This window comes from Pseudomonas sp. IT-196MI5, assembly GCF_949767415.1.
In the GTDB taxonomy this organism is placed as follows: Bacteria; Pseudomonadota; Gammaproteobacteria; order Pseudomonadales; family Pseudomonadaceae; genus Aquipseudomonas.
In genome coordinates, this window is record NZ_CATKPZ010000007.1 from 62,750 (window position 1) to 88,877 (window position 26,128).

The 26,128-nt window shown below is 61.0% G+C and carries 23 protein-coding genes; 10 read left to right on the forward strand and 13 right to left on the reverse strand.

Annotated elements, in window-relative coordinates; all coding sequences use genetic code 11:
• Positions 1-11: 11 nt before the first annotated feature.
• Both ACM6IK_RS05035 and ACM6IK_RS05040 read right to left on the reverse strand, forming a co-directional pair.
• Positions 12-836 (reverse strand): SDR family oxidoreductase, encoded by an 825-nt coding sequence (locus ACM6IK_RS05035; protein ID WP_414873409.1) that lies wholly within the window; start codon positions 834-836, stop codon positions 12-14.
• A 210-nt stretch (positions 837-1,046) separates the two neighbouring features.
• Positions 1,047-2,087, reverse strand: coding sequence for a low specificity L-threonine aldolase (locus ACM6IK_RS05040; protein WP_414873410.1), 1,041 nt, complete (start codon positions 2,085-2,087; stop codon positions 1,047-1,049).
• A gap of 132 nt (positions 2,088-2,219) precedes the next feature.
• On the opposite strand from ACM6IK_RS05040, the gene ACM6IK_RS05045 reads away from it, so the two are divergent.
• The 8 genes from ACM6IK_RS05045 to fdhA all read left to right on the forward strand — a co-directional run bounded on the left by ACM6IK_RS05045 (position 2,220) and on the right by fdhA (position 12,330).
• The gene (locus ACM6IK_RS05045; protein ID WP_414873411.1) at positions 2,220-2,972 is read left to right on the forward strand and encodes a TraX family protein; all 753 of its coding nucleotides are present in this window, start codon (positions 2,220-2,222) and stop codon (positions 2,970-2,972) included.
• 284 nt (positions 2,973-3,256) lie between these two features.
• Entirely contained in the window at positions 3,257-4,510 is a 1,254-nt protein-coding gene (gene glyA / locus ACM6IK_RS05050) for a serine hydroxymethyltransferase (RefSeq protein WP_414873412.1), read from the forward strand.
• Positions 4,511-4,533: 23 nt separating this feature from the next.
• Positions 4,534-5,784 (forward strand): sarcosine oxidase subunit beta, encoded by a 1,251-nt coding sequence (locus tag ACM6IK_RS05055; RefSeq protein WP_038981138.1) that lies wholly within the window; start codon positions 4,534-4,536, stop codon positions 5,782-5,784.
• Between the two features lie 14 nt (positions 5,785-5,798).
• Positions 5,799-6,128 (forward strand): sarcosine oxidase subunit delta, encoded by a 330-nt coding sequence (locus ACM6IK_RS05060; protein ID WP_157713649.1) that lies wholly within the window; start codon positions 5,799-5,801, stop codon positions 6,126-6,128.
• Entirely contained in the window at positions 6,125-9,142 is a 3,018-nt protein-coding gene (locus ACM6IK_RS05065; RefSeq protein WP_108216959.1) for a sarcosine oxidase subunit alpha, read from the forward strand. The genes ACM6IK_RS05060 and ACM6IK_RS05065 overlap by 4 nt, the downstream gene beginning before the upstream one ends.
• Before the next feature lie 156 nt (positions 9,143-9,298).
• On the forward strand, positions 9,299-9,931 hold the full coding sequence (locus ACM6IK_RS05070) for a sarcosine oxidase subunit gamma (protein WP_414873413.1): 633 nt from the start codon (positions 9,299-9,301) through the stop codon (positions 9,929-9,931).
• A 150-nt stretch (positions 9,932-10,081) separates the two neighbouring features.
• The gene (gene purU / locus ACM6IK_RS05075) at positions 10,082-10,939 is read left to right on the forward strand and encodes a formyltetrahydrofolate deformylase (RefSeq protein WP_414873414.1); all 858 of its coding nucleotides are present in this window, start codon (positions 10,082-10,084) and stop codon (positions 10,937-10,939) included.
• A 191-nt stretch (positions 10,940-11,130) separates the two neighbouring features.
• Positions 11,131-12,330, forward strand: coding sequence for a formaldehyde dehydrogenase, glutathione-independent (gene fdhA / locus ACM6IK_RS05080; protein ID WP_223551234.1), 1,200 nt, complete (start codon positions 11,131-11,133; stop codon positions 12,328-12,330).
• Positions 12,331-12,375: 45 nt separating this feature from the next.
• On the opposite strand, the gene ACM6IK_RS05085 is transcribed toward fdhA, so the two are convergent.
• Positions 12,376-12,864, reverse strand: a complete 489-nt coding sequence (locus tag ACM6IK_RS05085) for a hypothetical protein (RefSeq protein WP_414873415.1) — start codon at positions 12,862-12,864, stop codon at positions 12,376-12,378.
• A 244-nt stretch (positions 12,865-13,108) separates the two neighbouring features.
• Here ACM6IK_RS05085 and ACM6IK_RS05090 point away from each other — a divergent pair, with 244 nt between their 5' ends.
• The gene (locus ACM6IK_RS05090; protein ID WP_414873416.1) at positions 13,109-13,663 is read left to right on the forward strand and encodes a DUF2780 domain-containing protein; all 555 of its coding nucleotides are present in this window, start codon (positions 13,109-13,111) and stop codon (positions 13,661-13,663) included.
• 1 nt (position 13,664) lies between these two features.
• On the opposite strand, the gene ACM6IK_RS05095 is transcribed toward ACM6IK_RS05090, so the two are convergent.
• The gene (locus ACM6IK_RS05095; RefSeq protein WP_414873417.1) at positions 13,665-14,552 is read right to left on the reverse strand and encodes an acyltransferase; all 888 of its coding nucleotides are present in this window, start codon (positions 14,550-14,552) and stop codon (positions 13,665-13,667) included.
• A 164-nt stretch (positions 14,553-14,716) separates the two neighbouring features.
• Between ACM6IK_RS05095 and ACM6IK_RS05100 the strand changes: the two genes are divergently transcribed.
• The gene (locus ACM6IK_RS05100; RefSeq protein WP_414873418.1) at positions 14,717-15,223 is read left to right on the forward strand and encodes an ATP-dependent zinc protease; all 507 of its coding nucleotides are present in this window, start codon (positions 14,717-14,719) and stop codon (positions 15,221-15,223) included.
• 12 nt (positions 15,224-15,235) lie between these two features.
• Here ACM6IK_RS05100 and ACM6IK_RS05105 read toward each other — a convergent pair whose 3' ends face one another.
• The 9 genes from ACM6IK_RS05105 to ACM6IK_RS05145 form a co-directional block, all read right to left on the reverse strand.
• Entirely contained in the window at positions 15,236-15,865 is a 630-nt protein-coding gene (locus tag ACM6IK_RS05105; RefSeq protein ID WP_414873419.1) for a glutathione S-transferase, read from the reverse strand.
• A 171-nt stretch (positions 15,866-16,036) separates the two neighbouring features.
• A complete protein-coding gene (locus tag ACM6IK_RS05110; RefSeq protein ID WP_414873420.1) occupies positions 16,037-17,335 on the reverse strand; it encodes an MFS transporter in 1,299 nt (432 codons plus the stop codon).
• Positions 17,336-17,619: 284 nt separating this feature from the next.
• Positions 17,620-17,799: a hypothetical protein gene (locus tag ACM6IK_RS05115; RefSeq protein ID WP_414873421.1), complete on the reverse strand. Its 180-nt coding sequence runs from the start codon at positions 17,797-17,799 to the stop codon at positions 17,620-17,622.
• Positions 17,796-18,926 (reverse strand): PepSY-associated TM helix domain-containing protein, encoded by a 1,131-nt coding sequence (locus ACM6IK_RS05120; RefSeq protein WP_414873422.1) that lies wholly within the window; start codon positions 18,924-18,926, stop codon positions 17,796-17,798. The genes ACM6IK_RS05115 and ACM6IK_RS05120 overlap by 4 nt, the downstream gene beginning before the upstream one ends.
• Before the next feature lie 72 nt (positions 18,927-18,998).
• Positions 18,999-21,443, reverse strand: coding sequence for a TonB-dependent siderophore receptor (locus tag ACM6IK_RS05125; RefSeq protein ID WP_414873423.1), 2,445 nt, complete (start codon positions 21,441-21,443; stop codon positions 18,999-19,001).
• Between the two features lie 258 nt (positions 21,444-21,701).
• Entirely contained in the window at positions 21,702-22,676 is a 975-nt protein-coding gene (locus ACM6IK_RS05130) for a FecR domain-containing protein (protein ID WP_414873424.1), read from the reverse strand.
• Positions 22,673-23,191 (reverse strand): RNA polymerase sigma factor, encoded by a 519-nt coding sequence (locus tag ACM6IK_RS05135; protein ID WP_414873425.1) that lies wholly within the window; start codon positions 23,189-23,191, stop codon positions 22,673-22,675. Before ACM6IK_RS05135 ends, ACM6IK_RS05130 begins: the two co-directional genes overlap by 4 nt.
• A 173-nt stretch (positions 23,192-23,364) precedes the next feature.
• Positions 23,365-24,072, reverse strand: coding sequence for a PolC-type DNA polymerase III (locus ACM6IK_RS05140; RefSeq protein ID WP_414873426.1), 708 nt, complete (start codon positions 24,070-24,072; stop codon positions 23,365-23,367).
• Entirely contained in the window at positions 24,069-26,009 is a 1,941-nt protein-coding gene (locus tag ACM6IK_RS05145) for a putative nucleotidyltransferase substrate binding domain-containing protein (protein WP_414873427.1), read from the reverse strand. Before ACM6IK_RS05145 ends, ACM6IK_RS05140 begins: the two co-directional genes overlap by 4 nt.
• Positions 26,010-26,128: the final 119 nt, after the last annotated feature.

Here is a 26,128-nt window from a genome sequence, read left to right on the forward strand (position 1 = left end):
CCCACAGGTATTTAGTCAATAAACAGATCCGTCATCAACTTGTCGCTGCTGTCGGGCGCGAACCGATAGTGCTCGAACTCCGTTACACCGCTTTCCCGCAGAATCTCCTCATCAATCAGCAAACGCCCGGTCAAGCTGCGGTTTGCGCTGCTCAGAATCACATGGGCGGCATCCGCCATGATCGCAGGCGTGCGCGCATGCTTGAACGATTCCCTCGACCCCAGCTGAAACTCGATGGCAGCGGTGGCAATCATCGTCTGTGGCCACAGCGAGTTGATGCTGATGCCGTAATTCCTGAATTCCTCACTCATGCCCAAGGTCAGCATGCTCATGCCGTATTTGGTCACGGTGTACGGGCTGTACTGGGCAAACCACTTGGTGGCCAGGTTCAGGGGCGGGGACAGGTTGAGAATGTGGCCGCCGGACTTCTTCAGATAGGGCAGGGCGGCCTGGCTGCACAGCAAGACGGCGCGGGTGTTGATCTGATGCATCAGGTCAAAGCGCTTGAGTTCAAGGTGCTGGACCCCGGTCAGCTTGATCGCCCCGGCGTTGTTGATCAGTGCATCGATACTGCCGAAGTGTTCGTTGGCCTGGGCCAGCGCCTCACGAACGACATCCTCTTCTCGCACATCCACCTGCAAGGCCAGAGCCTTGCCGCCTGCGGCTTCCACTTCCCGGGCCACGCTGAAAATCGTGCCCGGCAGCTTGGCGTGGGGTTCGGCACTTTTGGCAGCGATCACAATGTTGGCCCCATCGCGTGCGGCCCGCAGCGCAATCTCGCGGCCGATGCCGCGGCTGGCACCGGTGATGAACAGGGTTTTGCCTTGCAATGACATGCTGACGCTCCTGATTGTTGTTATGTGAGCGGATCGGCTCGACAAACAATGTAGACGATGTCTTCAGGTGCGGACTGTCAGGGGATGCGGATGGCTTTTGTAGGAGTGAGCCTGCTCGCGATAGCGGTCTTTCATCCAACAGATCTGGTGAATGATCGGGCCTCATCGCGAGCAGGCTCGCTCCTACAGGGGGCTGGGTTAACCAAAGTTTTAGTGAGACATCACTTCACGGATGTCCTTCGCCAATTCACGCACCCGCTCTTGCTCGGTGTCCCACGAGCACATGAAGCGTGCGCCGCCGTTGCCGATGAAGGTGTAGAAGCGCCAGCCCTTGGCGGTCAGTGCGGCGATGGCCGGCTCCGACAGTTGCAGGAACACGCCGTTGGCCTGTACCGGGAACATCAGCTCCACGCCGGGAATGTCGCTGACCAGTTCGGCCAGCAATTGTGCGCAGTGGTTGGCGTGGTTGGCGTATTTGAGCCAGGCGTCGTTTTCCAGGATGCCGACCCACGGCGCCGACAGGAAGCGCATTTTCGACGCCAGTTGCCCGGCCTGTTTGCAGCGGTAATCGAAGTCTTCGGCGAGTTTGTGGTTGAAGAACAGAATCGCCTCGCCCACCGCCATGCCGTTTTTCGTACCGCCGAAGCACAACACGTCGACGCCGGCCTTCCAGGTCAGGTCGGCCGGGGTACAGCCGAGGAATGCGCAGGCGTTGGAGAAGCGCGCGCCGTCCATGTGCAGGTTCAGGCCCAGTTCCTTGCAGGTGGCGCTGATGGCGCGGATTTCGTCCGGGGTATAGACGCTGCCGACTTCGGTGGCCTGGGTCAGGGTCACCACACGAGGTTTCGGGTAGTGGATATCCTGGCGCTTGAGCGCGACCTCGCGGATCGACTCCGGGGTCAATTTGCCGTTTTCGGTGCGGGCGATCAGCAGTTTGGAGCCGTTGGAGAAGAATTCCGGGGCGCCACATTCGTCGGTTTCGACGTGGGCGGTTTCCGAGCAGATCACGCTGTGGTAACTCTGGCACAGCGACGACAGCGCCAGCGAGTTGGCGGCGGTGCCGTTGAAGGCGAAAAACACTTCGCAGTCGGTTGCAAACAGTTTGCGGAAATCGTCGGACGCGCGGGCGGTCCACTCGTCGTCGCCGTATGCGCGCTGGTGGCCGTGGTTGGCCTGTTCCATGGCCGCCCAGGCTTCAGGGCAGATACCGGAATAGTTGTCGCTGGCGAATTGTTGGCTCTTGTCGGTCATGGCCTGCTTCCGTGGTCGAGATGCCTATGGTGAAGCGTCCCGTGGTCAATGAGGGTGCGCACCGTACCCAAGATCGTCAGGTGGAGCGCACAGGATGTCGCTGTCGGGAAAATACACGGTCGAAGGGCAATTATGCACGTGACTATGTACAAGAGCATGCACAAGGCCATGCACTTAAAGCAGCGCGACGGGGCACTGGATTTGCTCAAGTGGCTGGCGCTTTTGAGCATGGTGCTCGATCACCTGCGATATGTCGGTTATTCCGCCGATTTGCTGTATGTGCCGGGGCGCCTGGCGTTTCCATGGTTCTGCCTGGCGATGGCGGCCAATCTGGCGCGCGTACGGACTGCGACGACCGGTGGCCAGTGGCGCTATCTGGGGTGGTTGCTGCTGTTTAGCGCGGTGAGCGAAATTCCTTACCGAATGTTCATTCCCGATCCCGACACCTTGAATGTGCTGCCCACCCTTGCCCTGGGCTTGCTGGTGGTTCGTGGATGGCAGCAACCGGCGCTTGCATCGAGACTGCTGGCTGTCGGTGCGGTACTGCTGGCAGTGTTTTTCTCCCAGCGCTTGATGTTCGGTTTCTATGGTGTTCTGTTGCCGCTGGCGATGCTGCTGGTACTGCAACGGCCCTGGTATTTCGCACTGTTGCCGGGGATGGTGTGCCTGGCGGCCAATCAATGGCAGGTGCTGTATTACTCTGTTCGATTGGGCAATCACGTGGCGATGGCGGCAGTCGCCACTTGTCTGATTGCGCCATGGCTCGGGCTGTTCTTGTTGCGACATGCCGGGGGCGTAAAACCACCGCCGATGCGGCGCTGGGCGTATGCGCTGTATCCCGTGCATTTCCTGCTGTTGCTCGCAGTACGACAGGCCATCGCATGACCTTGTGGGAGCGAGCTTGCTCGCGATGGCGGCGCCACATCCGGCAATGATGGTGGCTGATCCACCGCTATCGCGAGCAAGCTCGCTCCCACAGGGGATCTGCGCTGGATCGACGGTCGTGTTTGGCCTGCCATTACTTCCCATGTCGTAAACGCACCTTTGCGTGGCGCCCGTAGGCATTTGACGACTCCAAGCCAGTCATACCATCGCTATCAAAGGGCACTGCCGAAAAGCCAGTGCCTCACCGAGACGAATGGCGCACCGCCGCCGCTGGGAGAGACGCGATGTTCAGCAAGCAAGACCAGATCCAGGGTTACGACGATGCACTGCTGGCGGCGATGAATGCCGAGGAGCAACGTCAGGAAGATCACATCGAGCTGATCGCGTCGGAGAACTACACCAGCAAGCGCGTGATGCAAGCGCAAGGCAGCGGCTTGACCAACAAATACGCCGAAGGTTATCCGGGCAAGCGCTACTACGGTGGCTGCGAGCACGTCGACAAAGTTGAGGCGCTGGCCATCGAACGCGCCAAGCAGCTGTTCGGCGCCGATTACGCCAACGTCCAGCCACACTCCGGTTCCTCGGCCAACAGCGCCGTGTACCTGGCCCTGCTGCAAGCCGGCGACACCATCCTCGGCATGAGCCTGGCCCACGGCGGTCACCTGACCCACGGTGCCAAAGTGTCGTCCTCGGGCAAGCTGTACAACGCCGTGCAGTACGGCATCGACACCAAAACCGGCCTGATCGATTACGACGAAGTCGAGCGCCTGGCCGTCGAGTGCAAGCCGAAGATGATCGTTGCCGGCTTCTCGGCCTACTCCAAGACCCTCGACTTCCCGCGCTTCCGTCAGATCGCCGACAAGGTCGGTGCGCTGCTGTTCGTCGACATGGCCCACGTGGCCGGTCTGGTCGCTGCCGGTCTGTACCCGAACCCGCTGCCTTACGCCGATGTGGTCACCACCACTACCCACAAGACCCTGCGCGGTCCGCGTGGCGGCTTGATCCTGGCCAAGTCCAACGAAGAAATCGAGAAGAAGCTCAACGCGGCAGTTTTCCCGGGTGCCCAGGGCGGCCCGCTGATGCACGTGATCGCCGGCAAGGCGGTGTGCTTCAAGGAAGCGCTGGAGCCTGGCTTCAAGGTTTACCAGCAACAAGTGATCGACAACGCCCAGGCGATGGCCGGCGTATTTATCAAACGCGGCTACGATGTAGTGTCCGGCGGCACCGACAACCACCTGTTTCTGGTCAGCCTGATCCGTCAGGGCCTCACCGGCAAAGAGGCGGATGCAGCACTCGGTCGCGCCCATATCACCGTGAACAAGAACGCTGTCCCGAACGATCCGCAGTCGCCGTTCGTGACCTCCGGCCTGCGCATCGGCACCCCGGCGGTGACCACTCGCGGCTTCAAGGTGACCCAGTGCGTCACGCTGGCAGGCTGGATCTGCGACATCCTCGACAACCTCGGCGATGCCGATGTAGAGGCCAATGTCGCGCAGCAAGTGGCAGCCCTGTGCGCGGACTTCCCGGTTTATCGCTGAGTGCGGTTTTGGAGTAAATGACTATGCAACGCTACTCGGGCTTCGGCCTCTTCAAACACTCTCTCAGCCATCATGAAAACTGGCAGAAAATGTGGCGCACGCCGACCCCTAAAAAGGTCTACGACGTGGTCATCGTCGGTGGTGGCGGGCATGGTCTGGCGACCGCCTACTACCTGGCCAAGGAACACGGTATCACCAACGTGGCCGTGGTCGAGAAAGGCTGGCTGGGCGGCGGTAACACCGCGCGCAACACCACCATCGTTCGCTCAAACTACCTGTGGGACGAGTCGGCGCACCTGTACGAACACGCGATGAAACTGTGGGAAGGCCTGTCCCAGGACCTGAACTACAACGTGATGTTCTCCCAGCGTGGCGTCTACAACCTGTGCCACACCCTGCAGGACATTCGTGATTCCGAGCGTCGGGTCAGCGCCAACCGCCTCAATGGCGTGGACGGTGAACTGCTCGATGCCAAACAGGTTGCCGACGAGATTCCGTACCTCGACTGCTCCAAGAACACTCGCTACCCGGTGATGGGCGCAACCGTCCAGCGTCGCGGCGGCGTGGCCCGTCACGATGCCGTGGCCTGGGGCTTTGCCCGTGCCGCAGACGCCCTCGGCGTGGACCTGATCCAGCAGACCGAAGTGATCGGTTTCCGCAAGGAAAACGGCGTGTGCATCGGCGTTGAAACCAACAAGGGCTTCATCGGCGCCAAGCGCGTCGGTGTGGTCACCGCCGGTAACTCCGGGCACATGGCCAAACTCGCCGGTTTCCGTCTGCCGATCGAATCGCACCCGCTGCAAGCGCTTGTGTCCGAGCCGATCAAGCCGATTATCGACAGCGTGATCATGTCCAACGCCGTACACGGTTACATCAGCCAGTCCGACAAGGGCGACCTGGTGATCGGGGCCGGTATCGACGGTTACAACGGCTACGGTCAGCGCGGTTCCTACCCGGTGATCGAACACACCGTCCAGGCCATCGTCGAGATGTTCCCGGTGTTGTCCCGCGTGCGCATGAACCGTCAGTGGGGCGGCATCGTCGACACCACGCCGGATGCGTGCCCGATCATTTCGAAAACACCGGTACCCAACATGTTCTTCAACTGCGGTTGGGGTACCGGTGGCTTCAAGGCCACACCTGGCTCGGGCAACGTATTTGCCGCCAGCCTGGCCAAGGGTGAAATGCACCCATTGGCTGCACCTTTCTCCATCGACCGTTTCCACAACGGTGCGTTGATCGACGAACACGGCGCTGCAGCAGTCGCCCACTAACAGGAGAAATCCCTATGTTGCATATCTTCTGTCCTCACTGTGGCGAACTGCGCTCCGAAGAGGAATTCCATGCATCCGGCCAGGCGCACATCCCGCGTCCACTGGATCCGAGCACCTGCACCGACGAGGAGTGGGGCGACTACATGTTCTTCCGCGACAACCCGCGCGGTCTGCACCACGAGCTGTGGGATCACGTTGCCGGTTGCCGTCAGTACTTCAACGTCACCCGCGACACCGTGACCTACGAGATTCTCGAAACCTACAAGATCGGCACCAAGCCACAATTCACCGACAAGACCGATAGCCCGAAAGCGGCCAGCACGGCTCTGGGAGAGAAGGTATGAGCCAGATCAATCGCCTGTCCAACGGCGGACGGATCGACCGCAACAAAGTCTTGACCTTCACCTTCAACGGCCAGAACTACAAAGGCTTCGAAGGCGATTCCCTGGCCGCTGCACTGCTGGCCAACGGCGTCGACATCATCGGTCGCAGCTTCAAGTATTCCCGTCCGCGCGGCATCTTCGCCGCCGGTGCCGAAGAGCCGAACGCGGTGCTGCAGATCGGCGCCACCGAAGCCACGCAGATCCCGAACGTGCGCGCCACGCAACAGGCGCTGTATCAGGGCCTGGTCGCCACCAGCACCAACGGCTGGCCGAGCGTGAACAACGACATGATGGGGATTCTCGGCAAGGTCGGCGGCAAGCTGATGCCACCGGGCTTCTACTACAAAACCTTCATGTACCCGCAATCGTTCTGGATGACTTACGAGAAGTACATCCGCAAGGCCGCCGGCCTGGGTCGCTCGCCGACCGAGAACGATCCGGACACCTACGACTACATGAACCAGCACTGCGACGTGCTGATCGTCGGTGCCGGCCCTGCCGGTCTGGCGGCTGCCCTGGCGGCTGCGCGCAGCGGTGCCCGGGTGATCCTCGCCGATGAGCAGGAAGAGTTCGGCGGCAGCCTGCTCGATTCCCGCGAAAGCCTCGACGGCAAGCCTGCGACCGAGTGGGTCGCCAGCGTCATCGACGAACTGAAGAACACCCCGGACGTGCTGCTGTTGCCGCGCGCCACCGTCAATGGCTACCACGACCATAACTTCCTGACCATTCACGAGCGCCTCACCGATCACCTCGGCGACCGCGCACCGATCGGCCAGGTGCGTCAGCGCATTCACCGGGTCCGTGCCAAGCGTGTAGTGCTGGCGACCGGCGCTCACGAGCGTCCACTGGTCTACGGCAACAACGACGTGCCAGGCAACATGCTCGCCGGCGCCATCTCGACCTACGTGCGCCGTTACGGTGTGGCACCGGGCAAGAAGCTGGTGCTGTCGACCAACAACGACCACGCCTACCGCGTTGCCCTGGATTGGCTCGATGCCAGCCTGCAAGTGGTGGCCATCGCCGACGCCCGCAGCAACCCGCGTGGTGCGCTGGTGGAAGAAGCACGTGCCAAAGGTATCCGCATTCTCACCGGCAGCGCCGTGATCGAGGCCCGTGGCAGCAAGCGCGTGACCGCTGCCCGTGTGGCCGCCATCGATGTCAAAGCCCACACCGTGACCAGCCCAGGCGAATGGCTCGACTGCGACGTGGTGGCGAGCTCCGGTGGTTACAGCCCGGTGGTTCACCTGGCTTCGCACCTGGGTGGCAAGCCGATCTGGCGCGAAGACATCCTCGGTTTCGTACCGGGCGAAGCACCGCAGAAGCGCGTGTGTGTCGGTGGCATCAACGGCGTCTACGGCCTTGGCGATTCTCTGGCCGACGGTTTTGAAGGGGGCGCCCGCGCCGCCGCTGAAGCCGGGTTCCAGACCGTCGAAGGCGTACTGCCCAAAGCCCTGAGCCGTCTCGAAGAGCCGACCCTGGCGCTGTTCCAGGTGCCGCATGAAAAGAACACCGCACGGGCGCCGAAGCAATTCGTCGACCTGCAAAACGACGTCACCGCTGCCGCCATCGAACTGGCGACCCGTGAAGGCTTCGAGTCGGTCGAGCACGTCAAGCGCTACACCGCGCTGGGCTTCGGTACCGATCAGGGCAAGCTCGGCAACGTCAATGGCCTGGCCATCGCTGCCCGCTCGCTGAACGTGACCATCCCGCAGATGGGCACCACCATGTTCCGTCCGAACTACACGCCGGTGACCTTTGGCGCCGTGGCCGGTCGTCACTGTGGGCACATCTTCGAGCCGGTGCGCTACACCGCACTGCATCAATGGCACCTGAAGAGCGGCGCCGAGTTCGAAGACGTCGGCCAGTGGAAACGTCCGTGGTACTTCCCGAAATCCGGTGAAGACCTGCACGCGGCAGTCAAGCGTGAGTGCAAAGCCGTGCGCGACAGCGTCGGTCTGCTCGACGCTTCGACCCTGGGCAAGATCGACATCCAGGGCCCGGATACGCGCGAGTTCCTCAACCGCGTCTACACCAACGCCTGGACCAAGCTCGATGTGGGCAAGGCGCGCTACGGCCTGATGTGCAAAGAAGACGGCATGGTGTTCGACGACGGCGTGACGGCTTGCCTGGCCGACAACCATTTCGTCATGACCACCACCACCGGCGGCGCAGCTCGTGTGCTGCAGTGGCTGGAGCTGTACCACCAGACCGAATGGCCGGACATGAAGGTGTACTTCACCTCCGTGACCGACCACTGGGCAACCATGACCTTGTCCGGGCCGAACAGCCGCAAGCTGCTCAGCGAAGTCACCGACATCGACCTGAGCAACGAAGCCTTCCCGTTCATGACCTGGAAAGAAGGTCTGGTCGGTGGTGTGCCGGCGCGGGTATTCCGGATTTCGTTTACCGGTGAGCTGTCGTACGAAGTCAACGTGCAGGCCGACTACGCGATGGGCGTGCTGGAAAAAATCGTCGACGCCGGCAAGAAGTACAACCTGACGCCGTACGGCACGGAAACCATGCACGTGCTGCGGGCCGAGAAGGGCTTCATCATCGTCGGTCAGGACACTGACAGCTCGATGACTCCGGACGACCTGAACATGGGCTGGTGTGTCGGTCGCACCAAACCGTTCTCGTGGATCGGCTGGCGTGGCATGAACCGTGAAGACTGCGTGCGTGATCAGCGCAAGCAGCTGGTTGGCCTCAAGCCGATCGATCCGAACAAATGGCTGCCGGAAGGCGCGCAACTGGTGTTCAACACCAAGCAGGCGATCCCGATGACCATGGTGGGTCACGTGACCTCCAGTTACCTGCACAACTCCCTGGGCTATTCGTTCGCCATGGGCGTGGTCAAGGGTGGCCTGAACCGCATGGGCGAGCGTGTATTCGCACCGCTGGCCGACGGCAGCGTGATCGAGGCGGAAATCGTTCCTTCGGTGTTCTTCGATCCGAAGGGCGAACGCCAGAACGTGTAAAGGCTTCGGGTCCTGTGGAGTGTGAGCTGCCGCCATCGCGAGCAAGCTCGCTCCCACAGGAGATCGCGTAACCCCTGTAGGAGCGAGCCTGCTCGCGATGGCGATAGAACAGCCAGCACAAGGGTCGGAACCAACAGAATTCAGAACAGGTGCTTTATGACCGCAGCCAATGTTTACCAACAACGCCCAACCTCCGGGGCCAAGGCCGAGTCGTCGCTGCATCACGCCGACCTCGCCAGCCTGGTGGGCAAGGGTCGCAAGAACGCCGGTGTGACCGTGCGTGAGAAGAAACTCCTCGGCCACCTGACCATCCGTGGCAATGGCCACGACGCCGCATTCGCTGCTGGCGTGCATAAGGCCCTCGGTATCGAGTTGCCGGGTGCGCTGAGCGTCATCGTCAAAGGCGAAACCAGCCTGCAATGGATGGGGCCGGATGAATGGCTGCTGATCGTGCCGAGCGGTGAAGAACTTGCCGCCGAGCAAAAACTGCGCAAAGCGCTGGGCGATCTGCACATTGCAATCGTCAACGTCAGCGGCGGCCAGCAACTCCTCGAACTGAGCGGCCCGAACGTGCGCCAGGTGCTGATGAAGTCCACCAGCTACGACGTGCACCCGAACAACTTCCCGGTGGGCAAAGCTGTCGGCACGGTGTTCGCCAAGTCGCAACTGATGATCCGTCACACCGCTGAAGACACTTGGGAACTGTTGATTCGTCGCAGCTTCTCGGATTACTGGTGGCTGTGGTTGCAGGATGCTTCTGCCGAGTTCGGGCTGAGCGTCCAGGCTTGATCACCGCCGTCACTGTAGGAGCGAGCCTGCTCGCGATGGACTTCAAGGCAACGCGTTGAATCAGAAAGTACGCGTCATCGTTGGCCTCCATCGCGAGCAGGGCTCGCTCCTACAGTTGGCATCCACCGATTTCTCAGGAGTCACCGCACCATGAGCCGCGCCCCAGACACATGGATTCTGACCGCCGACTGCCCAAGCGTGCTCGGCACGGTGGATGTGGTGACCCGCTTTCTGTTCGAGCAGGGCTGCTACGTCACCGAGCACCATTCCTTCGATGACCGGCTCTCGGGCCGTTTCTTCATTCGTGTGGAATTCCGCCAACCCGACGGCTTCGACGAGCAGTCGTTCCGCGCGGGCCTGGCCGAGCGGGGTGATGCCTTTGGCATGATCTTCGAACTGACCGCGCCGAACTACCGACCGAAAGTGGTGATCATGGTCTCCAAGGCCGATCACTGCCTCAACGACTTGCTCTATCGCCAACGCATCGGCCAGTTATCGATGGACGTCGCTGCCGTGGTCTCCAACCACCCGGACCTCAAGCCGCTGGCCGACTGGCACCAGATTCCGTACTACCACTTCCCGCTGGATCCGAACGACAAGCCGTCCCAAGAGCGTCAGGTGTGGCAGGTCATCGAAGAGTCCGGTGCGGAGCTGGTGATCCTTGCGCGCTACATGCAAGTACTGTCGCCGGAGCTGTGCCGCAAACTCGATGGCAAGGCGATCAACATCCATCACTCCCTGCTGCCCGGGTTCAAGGGCGCGAAGCCTTATCACCAGGCCTACAACAAGGGCGTGAAACTGGTGGGCGCCACGGCGCATTACATCAACAACGACCTCGATGAAGGCCCGATCATTGCCCAGGGCGTGGAGGCAGTGGACCACAGCCATTACCCGGAAGACCTGATTGCCAAGGGGCGGGATATCGAAGGGCTGACGTTGGCCCGGGCCGTTGGGTATCACATCGAGAGAAGAGTGTTTTTGAACGCCAATCGTACGGTCGTTCTTTAGATCGCTTTCGCTGGCAGGTCGGAACGCCGCATCGCCGCTCCTACAGCTGATCGCGTTTCCCCTGTAGGAGCTGGCTTGCCAGCGAAGAGGTCTTAACAGACAACACAAGACACATAGGCAATAACCCGAGCACTTAACGCGCTGCCTGCCTGGGTAACGCGGTTTCATAAAAACAACATCGAGGTGAAAGCATGTCTGGTAATCGTGGAGTGGTGTATCTCGGCGCTGGCAAGGTCGAAGTGCAGAGTATTGACTATCCGAAAATGCAGGACCCGCGCGGCAGGAAGATTGAACACGCTGTCATCCTGCGTGTGGTGTCCACCAACATCTGTGGTTCCGACCAGCACATGGTGCGCGGGCGTACCACGGCGCAAACCGGCCTGGTACTGGGCCACGAGATCACTGGTGAAGTGATCGAGAAGGGCAGCGACGTCGAAAACCTGCAGATCGGCGACCTGGTGTCCGTTCCGTTCAACGTGGCTTGCGGGCGCTGCCGCTCCTGCAAAGAGATGCATACCGGCGTGTGCCTGAGCGTCAACCCGGCGCGTCCGGGCGGTGCTTATGGCTATGTCGACATGGGCGACTGGACCGGTGGCCAGGCCGAATACGCCATGGTGCCGTACGCCGATTTCAACCTGCTGAAACTGCCGGATCGCGACCGGGCCATGGAAAAAATCCGCGACCTGACCTGCCTTTCCGACATCCTGCCGACCGGCTATCACGGTGCCGTGACCGCTGGCGTTGGCCCGGGCAGCACCGTGTACATCGCTGGTGCCGGTCCGGTTGGCCTGGCTGCAGCCGCTTCGGCCCGTCTGTTGGGTGCGGCAGTGGTGATCGTCGGCGACGTCAACACCGTTCGCCTGGCTCACGCCAAGGCCCAGGGCTTCGAAATCGCCGACCTGTCCCTGGAAACGCCGCTGCACGAACAGATCGCCGCACTGCTCGGTGAACCAGAAGTGGATTGCGCCGTCGACGCCGTAGGTTTCGAAGCCCGCGGCCACGGCCATGCCGGCGTGAAACACGAAGCCCCGGCCACTGTGCTCAACTCGCTGATGGGCGTGGTGCGTGTGGCAGGCAAGATCGGCATCCCCGGCCTCTACGTGACCGAAGATCCGGGTGCTGTCGACGCTGCCGCGAAAATGGGCAGCCTGAGCATCCGCTTCGGTCTGGGCTGGGCCAAGTCCCACAGCTTCCATACCGGCCAGACCCCGGTAATGAAGTACAACCGCCAACTGATGCAGGCGATCATGTGGGACCGTATCAACATCGCCGAAGTGGTGGGCGTTCAGGTGATCAGCCTGGATCAGGCTCCGCAGGGTTACGGCGAGTTCGATGCCGGCGTGCCGAAGAAGTTTGTGATCGATCCGCACAAGATGTTCAGCGCGGCGTAAAGAGCTAATGAAAAAGGGCGACTGTGGTCGCCCTTTTTTTTGTGTTCAATGGCCTGTTGGTGGAGTGGTCAGGAATTTGTAGTTGAATTCACATTCTTTTTCGGTCCGTGAATCGCAATACTCAACGTACTTGATTTTATTGAAGGTTTCGGCCTTTCCTGCAGTTGGTTGGGGCTTCCATTTTGTGCCGTTGACAGGGGCCCATCCTCTGAACGAGTACAACGTCATCCTGGCAAACGCATACCATTCGTCACCCTCGTAATCGCACGAAACTACGTCCGTATTACCTTCGGAACTGACATCGCGGTAGACCGCTCCGGTGAACACGAAGGTTTTCAGGTCCCCCTCCTCGGCAAAGGGGTTTTCGCCGACCCAGACGCGGCCGTTCGGCCCAGGGGCGGAGTAGCTGTAGCCTTGCTCCTCTTTCTTTTGTTCGATACTGACGGCCGATGGACACACAGTCACTGCCGCCAGGGCGTTTGATGTTACTACTGACAGTAGTACGGCGCTTGCTGCGAGTGTTTTACGTATCATGATGTACTCCTTTGCACGGATTGGAGTCGTCATGTTGGGGAAAGGGAACAGCGGTAGGTACTCTCAGTATTGATAGGTTGCGTTGACGCTTTATTCATCGCGTGGCATCCAGGGATCCACGTTTTTTATGCATGCCCTGTGTAAAAACGGATGCGCGGCAAGGAACATGATTGAGGATGCCTGGTCAAACCGGCAGTTTTACCGCCGGTTTTCGGATGGTTTCATGGCACAAGAGGATGTCTGGATGAATATTTCACGCGGCATTGCATTGGCTTCGCTGTTGGCACTGTCCGCCAGCCCGGCCTTTGCGCAGTTCAGCCTGAACGACGCGGCCAATGCGATTTCGGGCATGAATGGCGGTGACGCGACCGCGACTGCCGCACCAACACCGCAGACAGCCGACCTGCTGAGCACGCTCACTCAATTGAACATCACCCCACAGCAAGCCATCGGCGGTGCCGGGGCGATGCTGGGGCTGGCGAAGAATCAGTTAAGTTCGACCGACTACTCGGAACTGGCCAAAAGCGTGCCGGGCATCAACATGCTCTCGGGTGGCGGCGAGTTGGGTGCGCTGGCCGGTCTGCTCGGCTCCAGCGGCAAAGCGGCAGGGCTGGACAATGCCCTGGGTAACGTCAAGGACGCCAACGACCTGAACAACGCCTTCAGCGCTCTGGGCATGGACAGCGGCATGATCGGCCAGTTTGCCCCGGTGCTCCTGCAGTACTTCGGTCAGCAGGGCGTCGGCGGTACGCTGCTGAGTAGCCTGGGCAGCATCTGGGGCGCTGGCGCGGGAAGCTGATTCAACGGCGCTCGGCGTGCAAGGCGTCGATGCGCTGATCCTTCTCGATCCAGAGCTGGTTGACCCAGTTCTGGGTTTTTTCACGAAACAGCGGATCGTTTTCGTAGTCGCCCTGCCACAGCGCCGGGTCGAGTTCGCGGGTTCGGATATCGATGATGACCCTCGGCACATCGCCGCTGATCAAGTCCCAGAACCCCGGAATCTTCTGCTGCGGGTAAACCACCGTCACATCGAGAATCGCATCCAGCTGTTCGCCCATCGCCGCCAGTACAAACGCCACGCCGCCAGCCTTGGGCTTGAGCAGGTGGTTGAACGGTGATTGCTGCTGAGCGCGTTTGGCCGACGTGAACCGCGTGCCTTCCAGATAATTGACCACGGTTACCGGTTGGCGCTTGAACAGCTCGCAGGCCTGTTTGGTGATCTCCAGATCCTTGCCCGCCAGTTCCGGGTGTTTGGCCAGGAATGCCTTGCTGTAGCGCTTCATGAACGGGTAATCCAGCGCCCACCACGCCAGGCCCAGGAAGGGCACCCAGATCAGTTCTTTCTTGAGGAAGAATTTGAAGAACGGTGTGCGCCGGTTCAGCGTCTGGATCAGCGCCGGGATGTCGACCCAGGATTGATGGTTGCTGATCACCAGGTACGAGGTATCACGGCGCAGATCGTCGCCGCCGCGGATGTCCCATTGGGTGGGGATGCACAGGCGGAAAATCAGCTTGTCGATCCCGGACCAGGTCTCGGCGATCCACATCACCACCCATGAGGCGTAATCGCGAAAACGGCCGGGCAGGACCAGCTTGAGCAGGGCAAACACCAGCAGTGGTCCGATCAGGACCAGGGTGTTGAGCACAAGCAGCAGGGTCACGAAACAGCCGGTGAGCAGGCGGCGCATAAGTCACTCGTGGAGGCGGTTGGGCGCGCCATGATAAGCAGCTTCGGGCGGCAGGCCAAACCGGTGCTGACGAATGTTTCACTTTCGGGTCGTTAACCTTGTGGGAACGATCAAGCGAACGACGGTCTAAAATCCGACCGCACACTCTCATGGAAACCCATTACGTGAAATCCCTCCTTGCAGTGTTCTCCCTCATCGCCCTGCCGGTCATGGCCGCCGAGCCGACCCTGTACGGGCGCTATGAATACATTGCCCTGCCGGAAATCGGCGGGCAGGTCCTCAAGGCCAAAATGGACACCGGTGCCCTGACCGCGTCGCTGTCGGCGAAGGACATCGAAACCTTCAAGCGTGACGGTGAGGACTGGGTGCGCTTCCGTCTCGGCACCAAGAATGCGAGCAACCAGGTCTACGAACACAAGGTCGCGCGCGTCAGCAAGATAAAAACCCGTTCCGAAGAGGAGGAAGATGACAGCGAAGTAGTCGCGCCCACGAAGCGTCCAGTGGTCGATCTGGAGCTGTGCCTGGGTAACGTCAAGCGCACCGTGGAGGTCAACCTGACTGACCGCAGCAGCTTTAACTACCCGTTGCTGATTGGCGCCAAGGCGTTGCGTGAGTTCGGGGCGGCGGTGAATCCGGCTCGGCGTTTTACGGCCGACAAACCGGATTGCTGATTTTTTGAAGGCTTAAACCTTCGGCATCGTCGCAATCATCGAAGGCCGCTGGCTCACCTCGAAATACCACGCCGCCAGTTGCGGATTCGCCGTGCGCCAATCCAGATCCGGATGGCGCAAGTCCAGGTAACCCAGTGCACAGGCCACGCTGATTGCCGCGACGTCGAAGTGGCAGGTCAGCTCGGCAATCGCATCTTTCTCCAGCAATGCCAGGGCGCGGCGGATTTTTTCGCGCTGGCCGTCGAGCCATTCGTCCCAGTGTTTTTCCGGGGCGCGCAGGGCGACTTCGTAGCGCACCAGCACGGCCGCGTCCATGATGCCGTCGGCAAGTGACGCGAGGGTCAGGCGCCGCCAGCGGGCCGAGCCTTCGCGGGGGATCAGCGGGTTGCCGACGTGCTGCTGATCGAGGTAGTCGAGGATGACCCGGCTGTCATGGATGACATTGCCATCGGCCAGACGCAGCGCCGGGATTTTGCTCAGCGGGTTGTCGTCGATCAGGGTCAGGTCCGGGTTGACCGGGGTGAGCACGCTGGTCTGCAATGCCACGCGGTCCTGTTGACCGGTTTCGTGCAGCAGCACCATGACTTTGCGAACGAAGGGAGAGAGCGGGTTGTGGTACAGGGTCATGCTCGGGGCGGACATGGTAGCGTCTCGATCGGTGGCAGTGACGGGCAGCATAGCGTGTTGGCCTGGTAGCTCAAATGACGATCTCCTGTGGGAGCGAGCTTGCTCGCGATGGCGGTGTGTCAGATACGACAATGGTGACTGACATGGCCCCATCGCGAGCAAGCTCGCTCCCACAGGTTTTGCATTTCAGCTGGCAGGTTGCAGTGTCTGCCCCGCTTCAGAAGCTGGAGCCACCTGCGGCTTGATCTCACGGGCAACCGTCCAGACGATGAACGCGGCAACGATGTCGAAAATCGCCAGCACCACGAACAGCGGGCTGTAACCGATTTTGGTCACCATCACGCCAAACACCAGGGTGAACGCGGCTGCGCCCAGGTAGCCGAACATGCCGCCCATGCCGGTGGCGGTGGCCACTTCGTTTTTGCCGAAGGAGTCGGAGGTAATCGCATACAGCGCACCGGACAGGGTCTGGTGAGCGAAGCCGCCGATGCACAGCAGCGCAATCGCGGTGTATGGGCTGGCCACCAGGCCGATGCAGGCCGGGCCGATCATGCACGAGGCACCGAACAACAGGACCATCTTGCGCGAAGTGAACAACGACACGTTGCAGTACTTGTGGAAGAACGGGCTCAGGTAACCGCCGAGCACGCAGCCAAGGTCAGCGGCCAGGAACGGTAGCCAGGCAAACATCGCGATCTCTTTGATGTTCATGTGCCGTTCGGTCATCAGGTACAGCGGAATCCACGCGTTGAAGGTCTGCCACGCCGGTTCCGAGAGCATGCGCGCGCTGGCGATGGCGTAGAAGTTGCGGTTGCCGATGATCTTTTTCCAGCTGCCTTTTTTCGTCGCCGGGTCTTTGAAGTGCTCTTCCTGACCGCTGAGGATGTAGTCGCGTTCTTCGTCGCTCAGGCGTTTTTGATCCCGTGGGTGCTTGTAGAGGATCATCCACAGGAAAGTCCAGGCCACGCCCAGGCCGCCGACGATCAGGAACGCCAGTTCCCAGCCGCTGTGCAGAATCGCCCAGACCACCAGCGGCGGCGCCAGTACGGCACCAATCGACGAACCAATGTTGAACCAGCCGATGGCCACCGAGCGTTCTTTGGCCGGGAACCATTCTGTGGAAGTCTTGACCGCCGCCGGCAAACCCGCCGCTTCGGTCAGGCCAAGCAGGCCGCGGACAAAGGCCAGGCCCTGCCAACCGGTCGCCAGGGCAGCCAGCGCGCAGGCAATCGACCAGGCGAAGGCAAAAATGGCAAAGCCCATTTTGGTGCCGATGGCATCGATGATGTAGCCGGCCACCGGCTGCATCAGCGCATAGCACACCTGCCACGCGACCACGATGTGCGAGTACTGCTCGGTGGAGATGTTCATTTCACTCATCAGGGTCGGAGCGGCCACTGACAGGGTATTGCGAGCCAGGTAGTTGACCATCAGGCCGGCCGTCACCAGGCCGACCATCCACCAGCGGATACCTTTGACTTTCATCACGTCACCATCATTTTTTGGATTTATTTTTGGTGCTGCAGTTGTTGTAGGTTGTCGTACAACATGCACCTTTATAGGAGCGCAAGGGTAAAACTGTCAACAGATATGTCAGCGGATTTGCGGGGGGAGGCGACGGGTGGGGGATGGCGTCGTCGTATGACTGTTGGGGGTTAAAGGTTTTCGTAATCCCTGTGGGAGCGAGCTTGCTCGCGATGGCGGTGTGTCAGATACAACAATGGTGATTGACACGGCCCCATCGCGAGCAAGCTCGCTCCCACAAGGGATCAGCGGCGTTGCAGGAGGCCGCGCAGGGCAAGAGCGGCGGGGACACCCAGCCCCACCCAGCTCAACGAATCCCAAACACCATCCCCGAGCAACGCGGCAAACAACCCTGTCGCGCTGAGCCCCGCGATGACGGTCGGTACGGCGAAGACTTTCCAGAAGTTCGACTGCCGGGGCTTCATGCCATGCTCTCCGCTTTTTCCAGCACAGGCCTTGCAGCCTTGCGCCGCACCACCCACAGGTAGACCCCGCTGCCGAGCACGATGATGGTCAGCACATCGAGGGTCGCCCAGAGGATCTTCATCGGCATGCCGCCGTAGTCACCGAAGTGCAGCGGTTGCGACATGCCCATGGCGTCCATGTACCACGGTCGTTCGGCTACGGCGGTGACTTGCAGGGTGCTGGCGTCGATCAGTACCGGCGTTAGCAAGTGCGAGGTCAGGTGCGTGCTGCCTTTCATGAACACCGCGTAATGGTGCTCGCTGGAGAATCGGGTGCCGGGGAAGGCGATGAAGTCCGGCTGCATGCCCGGCGCGACATCCTTGGCGATATCGAGCAAGCGGGTGGCCGGCGCCCGTTGTGTCAGCGGCGGTGCATCGCGGTATGGCGCGACCATCGCACTGAGGCTGTCATTGCGCCAGGCGGCAATGATCAGGTCGGCACAGGCACTGATCACGCCGGTCACGCCGACCACCAGGGCCCAGGTCAGAGTCACCACACCGATCAGGTTATGCAGGTCGAGCCAGCGCAGGCGCGTGGATTTGTCCTGGCGCACGGTGGCGAATTTCAAGCGGCGCATGAACGGCAAGTACAACACCGTGCCGGAAACGATCGCCACCACGAACAGAATCCCCATGAACGCCAGCAGCAACTTGCCCGGTAGCCCGGCGAACATGTCCACGTGCAAGCGCAGCATGGTCAGCATGAAACCGCCGTTGGCCGATGGCGTCTCCAGCGCTTCGCCGGTACGGGCATCGAGCATGAAGGTGTGAGACGAGTTCGGCTCGGTGCCAGCGGTCGCGGCCATGATGGTCAGCACCGCGTTGGGCTCATCGTCCTCGAAGCCGAAATACTGCATGACTTCACCGGGGCGATGCTTCTCGGCGGCCTGCACCAACTGCTGCAAATTCAGGTGCGGGGTGTCTGCCGGCATTTCCTTCACGTCAGGCGCATCGCCCAGCAAGTGGTCGATCTCGTGGTGGAAGATCAACGGCAGGCCGGTCAGTGCCAGCAGCAACAGGAACACCGTACAAATCAGGCTGGTCCAGGTATGAACAGCGGACCAACGGCGAATTGTTTTACTTTTCATTTCATAGCCTTCAGAAAAACCAAAACCGCCCACGAAGGACGGCCTGGTCATTGGGCGTGTCAGCTCAAAGCGTTACCACTTGTAGGTTGCACTTGCGACGACACTGCGCTGGTCGCCGTAGTAGCAGTAGTAGCTGTCGCAAGTCGAGATGTAGTCCTTGTCGAACAGGTTGGTCGCATTAACGGCCAGCGAAGCGCCTTTGAGGCTGTTGTCCAGGCGACCGAGGTCGTAGTGAACCACGGCGTCGAACACCGTGTAGGCGCCGGCCTTGCCCAGCCAGGTGTTGGCCTGATCGCCGTAGGTGTTGCCGGTGTAGCGCGCGCCAGCGCCGATGCCGAAGCCATTCAGCACGCCGTTGTGCCAGGTGTAGTCGCCCCACACCGATGCTTGCTGGTTAGGCATCAGTTGTAGGCGATTGCCCTTGTAAATGCCTTCTTGCACTTCGGATTTGGCCAGGGTGTAAGCAGCAGTGACCTTGAGGTTTTCGGTCACGTCGGATACGGCTTCCAGCTCCAGGCCTTTGACTTTCACTTCGCCGGTCTGGCTGGTGACCGTCACGTTGCCCACGTTGTTGGTCACGGAAACGTTTTTCTGGGTCAGGTCATACACAGCCGCGGTCAACAGCGTGTTGCTGCCCGGTGGCTGGTACTTGATCCCCAGTTCCCATTGCTTGCCTTCGGTCGGCTTGAACGACTCGGTCGGCGAGGCAACGGCATTGCTGGTCGGCTGGAACGATTCGGCGTAGGACAGGTAGGGCACGAAGCCCGAGTCGAACACGTAGCTGATCGCCGCGTTGCCGCTGAAGTTCTTGTCGCGTTCGGTGTTGGTGGCATCGCCCTTGTTGAAGAATGTGGTACCGGTGTGGACCCAGTCTTCACGACCGCCGAGGGTCAGGCGCCATTGGCCGAGGGCCATCTGGTCCTGGATGTACAGGCCGGTCTGCTGGGTCTTCTGTTCGTAGTCATAGAAGGCTGTGGAACGCGGCGGACGGGTGATCGGCAAGCCATAGACCGGGTCGTTGACGTTGATGCCAGGCGCGGTGCCGAAGATCGAGAGGTAGTTGGTGGTGTTGCGCTGGTGGTCCAGGCCGATCAGCAAGGTGTGACTGACGTCGCCGGTGACGAAGTCGCCCTGGAAGTTGTTGTCCACGGCGAATTGGGCGATGTCTTCGTCGACGTTGGTGGTGCCACGGCCGGTGTTGCCTTGATCGTCGACGACAAAGCCGAGGTTGGCAAAGTCAGGGTTGTAGCTGTTGACGGTCACGGCCTGGAACGACAGCTCCGACTTGGTGTAGCGCAGGTTCTGCCGGAACTGCCAGACATCGTTCAGGCGGTGTTCGAAGGCATAACCCAGCGCGTAGTAGGTGCGGTCGTAGAAGTCGTAGTTCGGGTCACCCAGGTTCTTGTGGTGGGAGATCTCGCCGAACGGCATGTCGATCTTGGTGCCCTGGATCGGATAGAACTGACTGGTGATACCGGTATCGTCACGGGTGAACTGCGTGAGCAGGGTGAACCTGGTGTCTTCGTCGATGTTCCAGGTCAGGCTTGGCGCAATGTTGTAGCGCTTGTCATCGATGTGGTCGATGGGCGTGCCGCCGTCGCGCAGTACGCCGCTGAGGCTGTACAGGAACTGGCCTTCGTCATCGATCTTGCCGGTGCTGGCGAAGTTGACCTGGCGATGATTGTCGCTGCCGTATTGCAGTTGGACCTCGCTGCTGGCTTCAGCGCTTGGGCGGCGGCTGACCATGTCCAGCAGGCCGCCCGGCGGGGTCTGGCCGTACACCGAGGAGGCCGGGCCGCGCAGCAGCGCCAGGCGGTCGAGGTTCCAGGTTTCCTGTTTCGGGTTGGAGTACACACCTTTTGGCAGTGGCAGGCCGTCGAGGAATTGAGTTGGTTCGAACCCCCGCACGCGCAACCAGTCGGCGCGGGTGTCGCTGCCGAAGCTGCTGGAGGTGATGCCCGGCAAGTAGCGCACGGCATCGTCGAGGGTGTGTGCGTTGCGGTCGTCCATCTGCTCACGAGTGACGACCGAAATCGAACGTGGCGCCTCGACCAGCGCGGTGTCTGTCTTGGTGCCGGCGGCGGTGCGCTTGGCCAGGTAGCCCTGTACCGGGCCCCAGGCGCTTTCAGTGTCTTGCACACCGATCACGCTGGTGGCCGGCAAGTCCATCACGCCCTCGGGCACGGCCACCAGGCTGTAGGTGCCTGCACTGCTCTGTTCCAGTTGCAGCCCGGTGCCACGCAGGGCTTCGCGCAGGGCGCCGGCTGCGTCGAACTGGCCTTTGACTGGCGCCGAGGTCTTGCCTGCGGCCAAGGATGGATTCAACGACAGGGCCAAGCCGGCCTGGCTGGCGATCTGGTTCAGGGTGTTGGCCAGTGGTGCGGTCGGCAGGTTGTAGGCGTGGAGGCTGGACGCCTGTTCAGCGGCGACCAGTTGGCTGCTGACCAACGGGGTGCAAAGGGCAATGGCGACCGCCAGCAAACTGCGACGCAACAGGGAGTCTAGCGAACGGGGCATACAGCGGCTCCTGAATGGAAATATTTCTCAATTGCCTGTGTGCCGAACGAAAATCAAAAAGTGATAGGGCTGGATGAAAATAATTTCGATTCAGAAGTCGATTGCGGCGGGTATTGGGTCAAACCGATTTTTTGCGGGGGAGTCGAACGCCGCCATCGCGAGCAAGCTCGCTCCCACATGTTGAAATGCATTCCAATGTGGGAGCAGCCGGTCGACGCTCGATTGCTCGCGATGACGGTTGATCAGACACAAAGCTTTTCAGGGCTTGGCATCGGCCTTGGCCACGACCTTCACCCACCATTGCGTGTGCCGTTCGATCTGCACCGGCAGGGTCGGCAGCAGGGCATTGAGTGCCAGGTCGGTGTCGCGTAGCGGGAAGCTGCCGGTGATGCGCAGGTCGGCCACCTCCGGTGCAACCCCGACGTAACCGTTTCGATAGCGGCCGATTTCATGCACCAGATCTTCCAGCCGCGTGTTGTCCACCACCAGCATGCCGCGGGTCCAGGCATCCGCACCGAGGTTGACCGCCTGAACCGGGCCCAGGCCGTTGTCGCGGATCAGTACCTGCTGGCCTTCGCGCAGAATCTGTTCGTCCGGGGAGGATTCAGGGTGAACCGCCACCGCCGACTGCAACACACTCAGGCGCGTGCCGTCTTTCTCGCGCTTGACCAGAAACCGCGTACCCAGCGCGCGCATGCTGCCTTCACGGGTTTCGACGATGAACGGCCGGGGATCACCATGGCCGGTTTCCACCAGGATTTCGCCTTCCTGAAGCACGATGCGGCGCTGCTTTTCATCGAAACGCAGATCCAGCGCGCTGTGGGTATTGAGATTGATCAGCGTGCCGTCAGCCAGACGCAGAGTGCGCTGCTCGCCAACGGCGGTGCGCTGGTCGGCCATCCAATAGTCGATCGGCAGGTAACGATCCCCGGCGAACAGGGCCAGGCCGATCACGGCAACGATACTGGCAACACCGCTACTCAGCGTGCGCACTCGCCGACGAATGCCTTCGCGCGATTGCAGCAAGGCAGTGCGGGCCGGGCCGCTGGCCACGCCGAAACGCTGGTCGAGCATGCCCAACTGGCGCCACGCGCGGGCGTGCTCTTCGTGGGCCGCGTGCCACTTGGCGAACTCTTCGCGCTCTACCGGGTTGGCAGAGTCCATGGACAACTGCCAGGCAATCGCCGCGTCCAGCACGTTGGCCGATACCGGTTTGGAACTGAACGGACTCATGTCGGCTCACCATAGAGTGCGATGTAACACTGGCGAATGCCTTGGGCCAAGTACTGGCGCACCCGCGGCACCGACACCCCGAGGCGATCGGCGATGTCTGCATGGCCGAGGCCGTCGAGACGGTTGTAGAGGAACGCCGCCCGGGCCTTGCTGGAAAGCTTGCCGAGTAAACGATCGATGTTTTTCAGGTCTTCGAGGATCATTTGCTGTTCTTGCACCGACGGTTGTTCGGCTTCGGGAACCAGCATCAACTCGGTGAGATAAGCCTGCTCCAGCGCGGCGCGGCGGAAATAATCGAACAGCAGGCCCTTGGCGATCGCCACCAGGAATGCACGGGGCTCGCGCGGAACCTTCAGTTCCTCGCGGCCCAGCAAGCGCACGAACGTGTCCTGGCTCAGGTCTTCGGCCCGCTGCGGGCAGGCGACGTTGCGTCGAAGCCAGGCCAATAGCCAACTGCGGTGGTCGCGATATAACGCACCGATGAGCTCATTTTGAGGGCTTGGGACTGACGACACGCCGCACACCGATTGGGAAATATTAACTAACGAGAACAGTTCGCGATTGTGTCAGAGGCGAGGGAGGTAAGCAATTGGCGTTGGTCGGGTAGGAATTTGGCGATGGCCCCTGTAGGAGCGCACTAACCTGTGGCGAGGGGGCAAGCCCCCTCGCCACAGGTTTGCACAAGGCTTTAGAAGGACGGCGCCTGCTGCCGTCGTTTGCGCTGACTCAAGCGCTGTTGCAGATTCAACGGGCTATGAATTTGCTGCTGCCGCGCGCGGCTGAACAGAATCAGCGCCAGTTCAGCGGTGGCCAGGGCGTCGGCGCTGGCGTGGTGGCGTTCGAAGACTTCGAGCTTGAACCAGTCGATCCAGTCGTCCAGCCCGGCCTCGCGAATGTGCGCTTGTGGGCACAGCAGCGGTGCAATGTCCGCCACGTCCAGAAACGTATGCTGCAACTTGAAGCCCAGATGATCTTTCAGCGCACGGCCGAGCATGTGTTGGTCAAACGGCGCGTGGAAGGCCAGCACCGGACTGTCTGCGATGTACTCCATCAAGTCGAGCAGCGCTTCTGCCGGGTCGCTGCCCGCCGCAATGGCGCTGGGGCCAATGCCGTGGATCAGCACACTGGGGCCGAGTTTCACTTGCGGATACTGCAGGGTGCGTTCGAATTGCTGGCGAAAGTCGATGGCCCCGTCCTCGATCACCACCGCGCCAATGGACAACACGTGGTCCTTGTTCAGGTTCAAGCCGGTGGTTTCCAGATCGAGCACCACCCAGCGTTGCTCGCGCAGGCTGCACTCAGACAGGCCGGCAGCCGTCGGTAATTGGTCCAGACGATGTTGTAGATGAGCCGGGAGGGCGGGACTCGCCGGGCGCAGCCATGAAAACAGGCTCATAACTGATACCGCAAGGCCAGGCTGCTTTGCAGGCGTTGTGCCTGGCGCAGGGACTCACGCAGGATGCGTCGGTCCAGATGATTGAGGCTGTCGGGATCGACCCGGTTTGAGTAAGGAAAATTCTCCCGGGTCTGTAGTTGATGTTGCTGCATGCGGGTTTGCTGGATGAAGTGATACGCCTCTTCGTACGCGGCGCCGTCCAGGGGATCGATGACCTCCTTGGCAACCAACTGGCGAAAACGCTCCAGCGTGTTGTTCGCTTCGATACCGTGGACCAGGGCCAGCAACCGGGCGCCGTCGACAAAGGGTGTCAGGCCCTGGATTTTCAGGTCCAGGGTGGCCTTCTCGCCATTTTTGCGCGCCAGCACGAACTCGCGGAAACGCCCTACGGGCGGGCGATTGCGCAGCGCATTCTCGGCCATCATGCGCTGGAACAAACGGTTGTCGCCGACCTGCTCGAGAATGCCCCGGCGCAACTGCTCACAGCCTTGCTCGCTGCCCCAGACCACGCGCAAATCGAAATAGATGCTCGAACCCAGCAGGTTCTCCGGGGTTGCCTCGCGGATAAACGCCGCAAAGCGTCGCGCCCATTCGGCCCGGGACAGGCACAGCTCGGGGTTGCCGGCCATGATATTGCCCTTGCACAAGGTGAAGCCGCACAGCGCCAGGCTCTGGTTGATCTGCTGGGCGATGGGCAGCAGCTTGCCGCGAATCTCGGCAGCATGGGCCGCGTCCCTGGCTTCAAACAGAATACCGTTGTCCTGATCGGTGTGCAGGGTCTGCTCGCGACGGCCTTCACTGCCGAAACACAGCCAACTGAACGGCACGCCGGGGTCGCCTTTTTCGGCGAGGGTCAGCTCGATCACCCGGCACACGGTGTGGTCGTTGAGCAAGGTGATGATGTGGGTGATCTGCGTCGAAGACGCGCCGTGGGCCAGCATGCGCTCGACCAGTTGACCGATTTCGCCCCGCAGCGCCACCAGGTTTTCCACTTTCTGGGCATTGCGGATAGTGCGCGCCAGGTGTACCAGGTCGACCCTTTGCAGGGAAAACAGGTCGCGCTCGGAAACCACGCCGCACAAGCGTTGGTCCTTGACCAGGCAGACATGGGCGATGTGCCGTTCGGTCATGGCAATCGCCGCGTCGAATGCACTGTGATCCGGCGACAGGAAGAACGGCGCCCGGGTCATGTACCCTTCGATGGCTTCACTGAAATCACTGCTGCCATTGGCCACTGTCTGACGCAGGTCGCGCAGGGTGAAAATCCCCAGTGGCGCCTTGAGTTCATCGACCACCACGATGCTGCCGACCTGTTGTTCGTGCATCAACGTCACGGCTTCGCGCAATGGCGTGTGCGGGGCGCATGTCACCGGGTGGCGCATGGCCAATTCGCCCAGTCGGGTATTGAGTGAATATTGGGTGCCGAGGGTTTCCACGGCTTTTTGCTGCACTTGCTGGTTGACCTGATCCAGCAGGCTGCTGACGCAGCGCAGGGCGAAGTTGCGGAAGGTGTCCGATAGCGAAAACAGGCGGATGAACGCCGGTTTGTTCAGTTGCAGGCAGAAGGTGTCTTCGCCGGCCAGGTGCTCTGTGCGGGTCGCCCGCTCACCCAGTAATGCCGCGAGGGGGAAGCATTCGCCAGTGGTGATCTCGAAGACCGTCTCGGTGCCACCTGTTGCTGTATGCGGACGCTCGCCCACGACCCGGCCTTGCTTGACGATATAGAAGTGCTCGACCGGGCCGTCGGCGGGTTTGATGATGCTCTCGCCGGGGGCGTAAAAACGCAGCTGACATTGCTCGACCAGATACGCCAGGTGAGCGTGTTCCATCTGGTTGAAGGGCGGAAAACGCTGAAGGAATTGCAACGTGCCCTGGATGTTTTGCAACACCGCGGTTTTCCCTGCCTGTGTGAAGGCGTCCGCTTTACTCATAACCATTACCGCAGTCTTTTTTGAATTGTTGTAGTCGGATGACATGGACATGGTCGACCCCTGCGGTCGGGGTGCCCATTGGACGTAAGTCTAGGTCGGCAATCAGGGTGATGGAATGTCGGAAA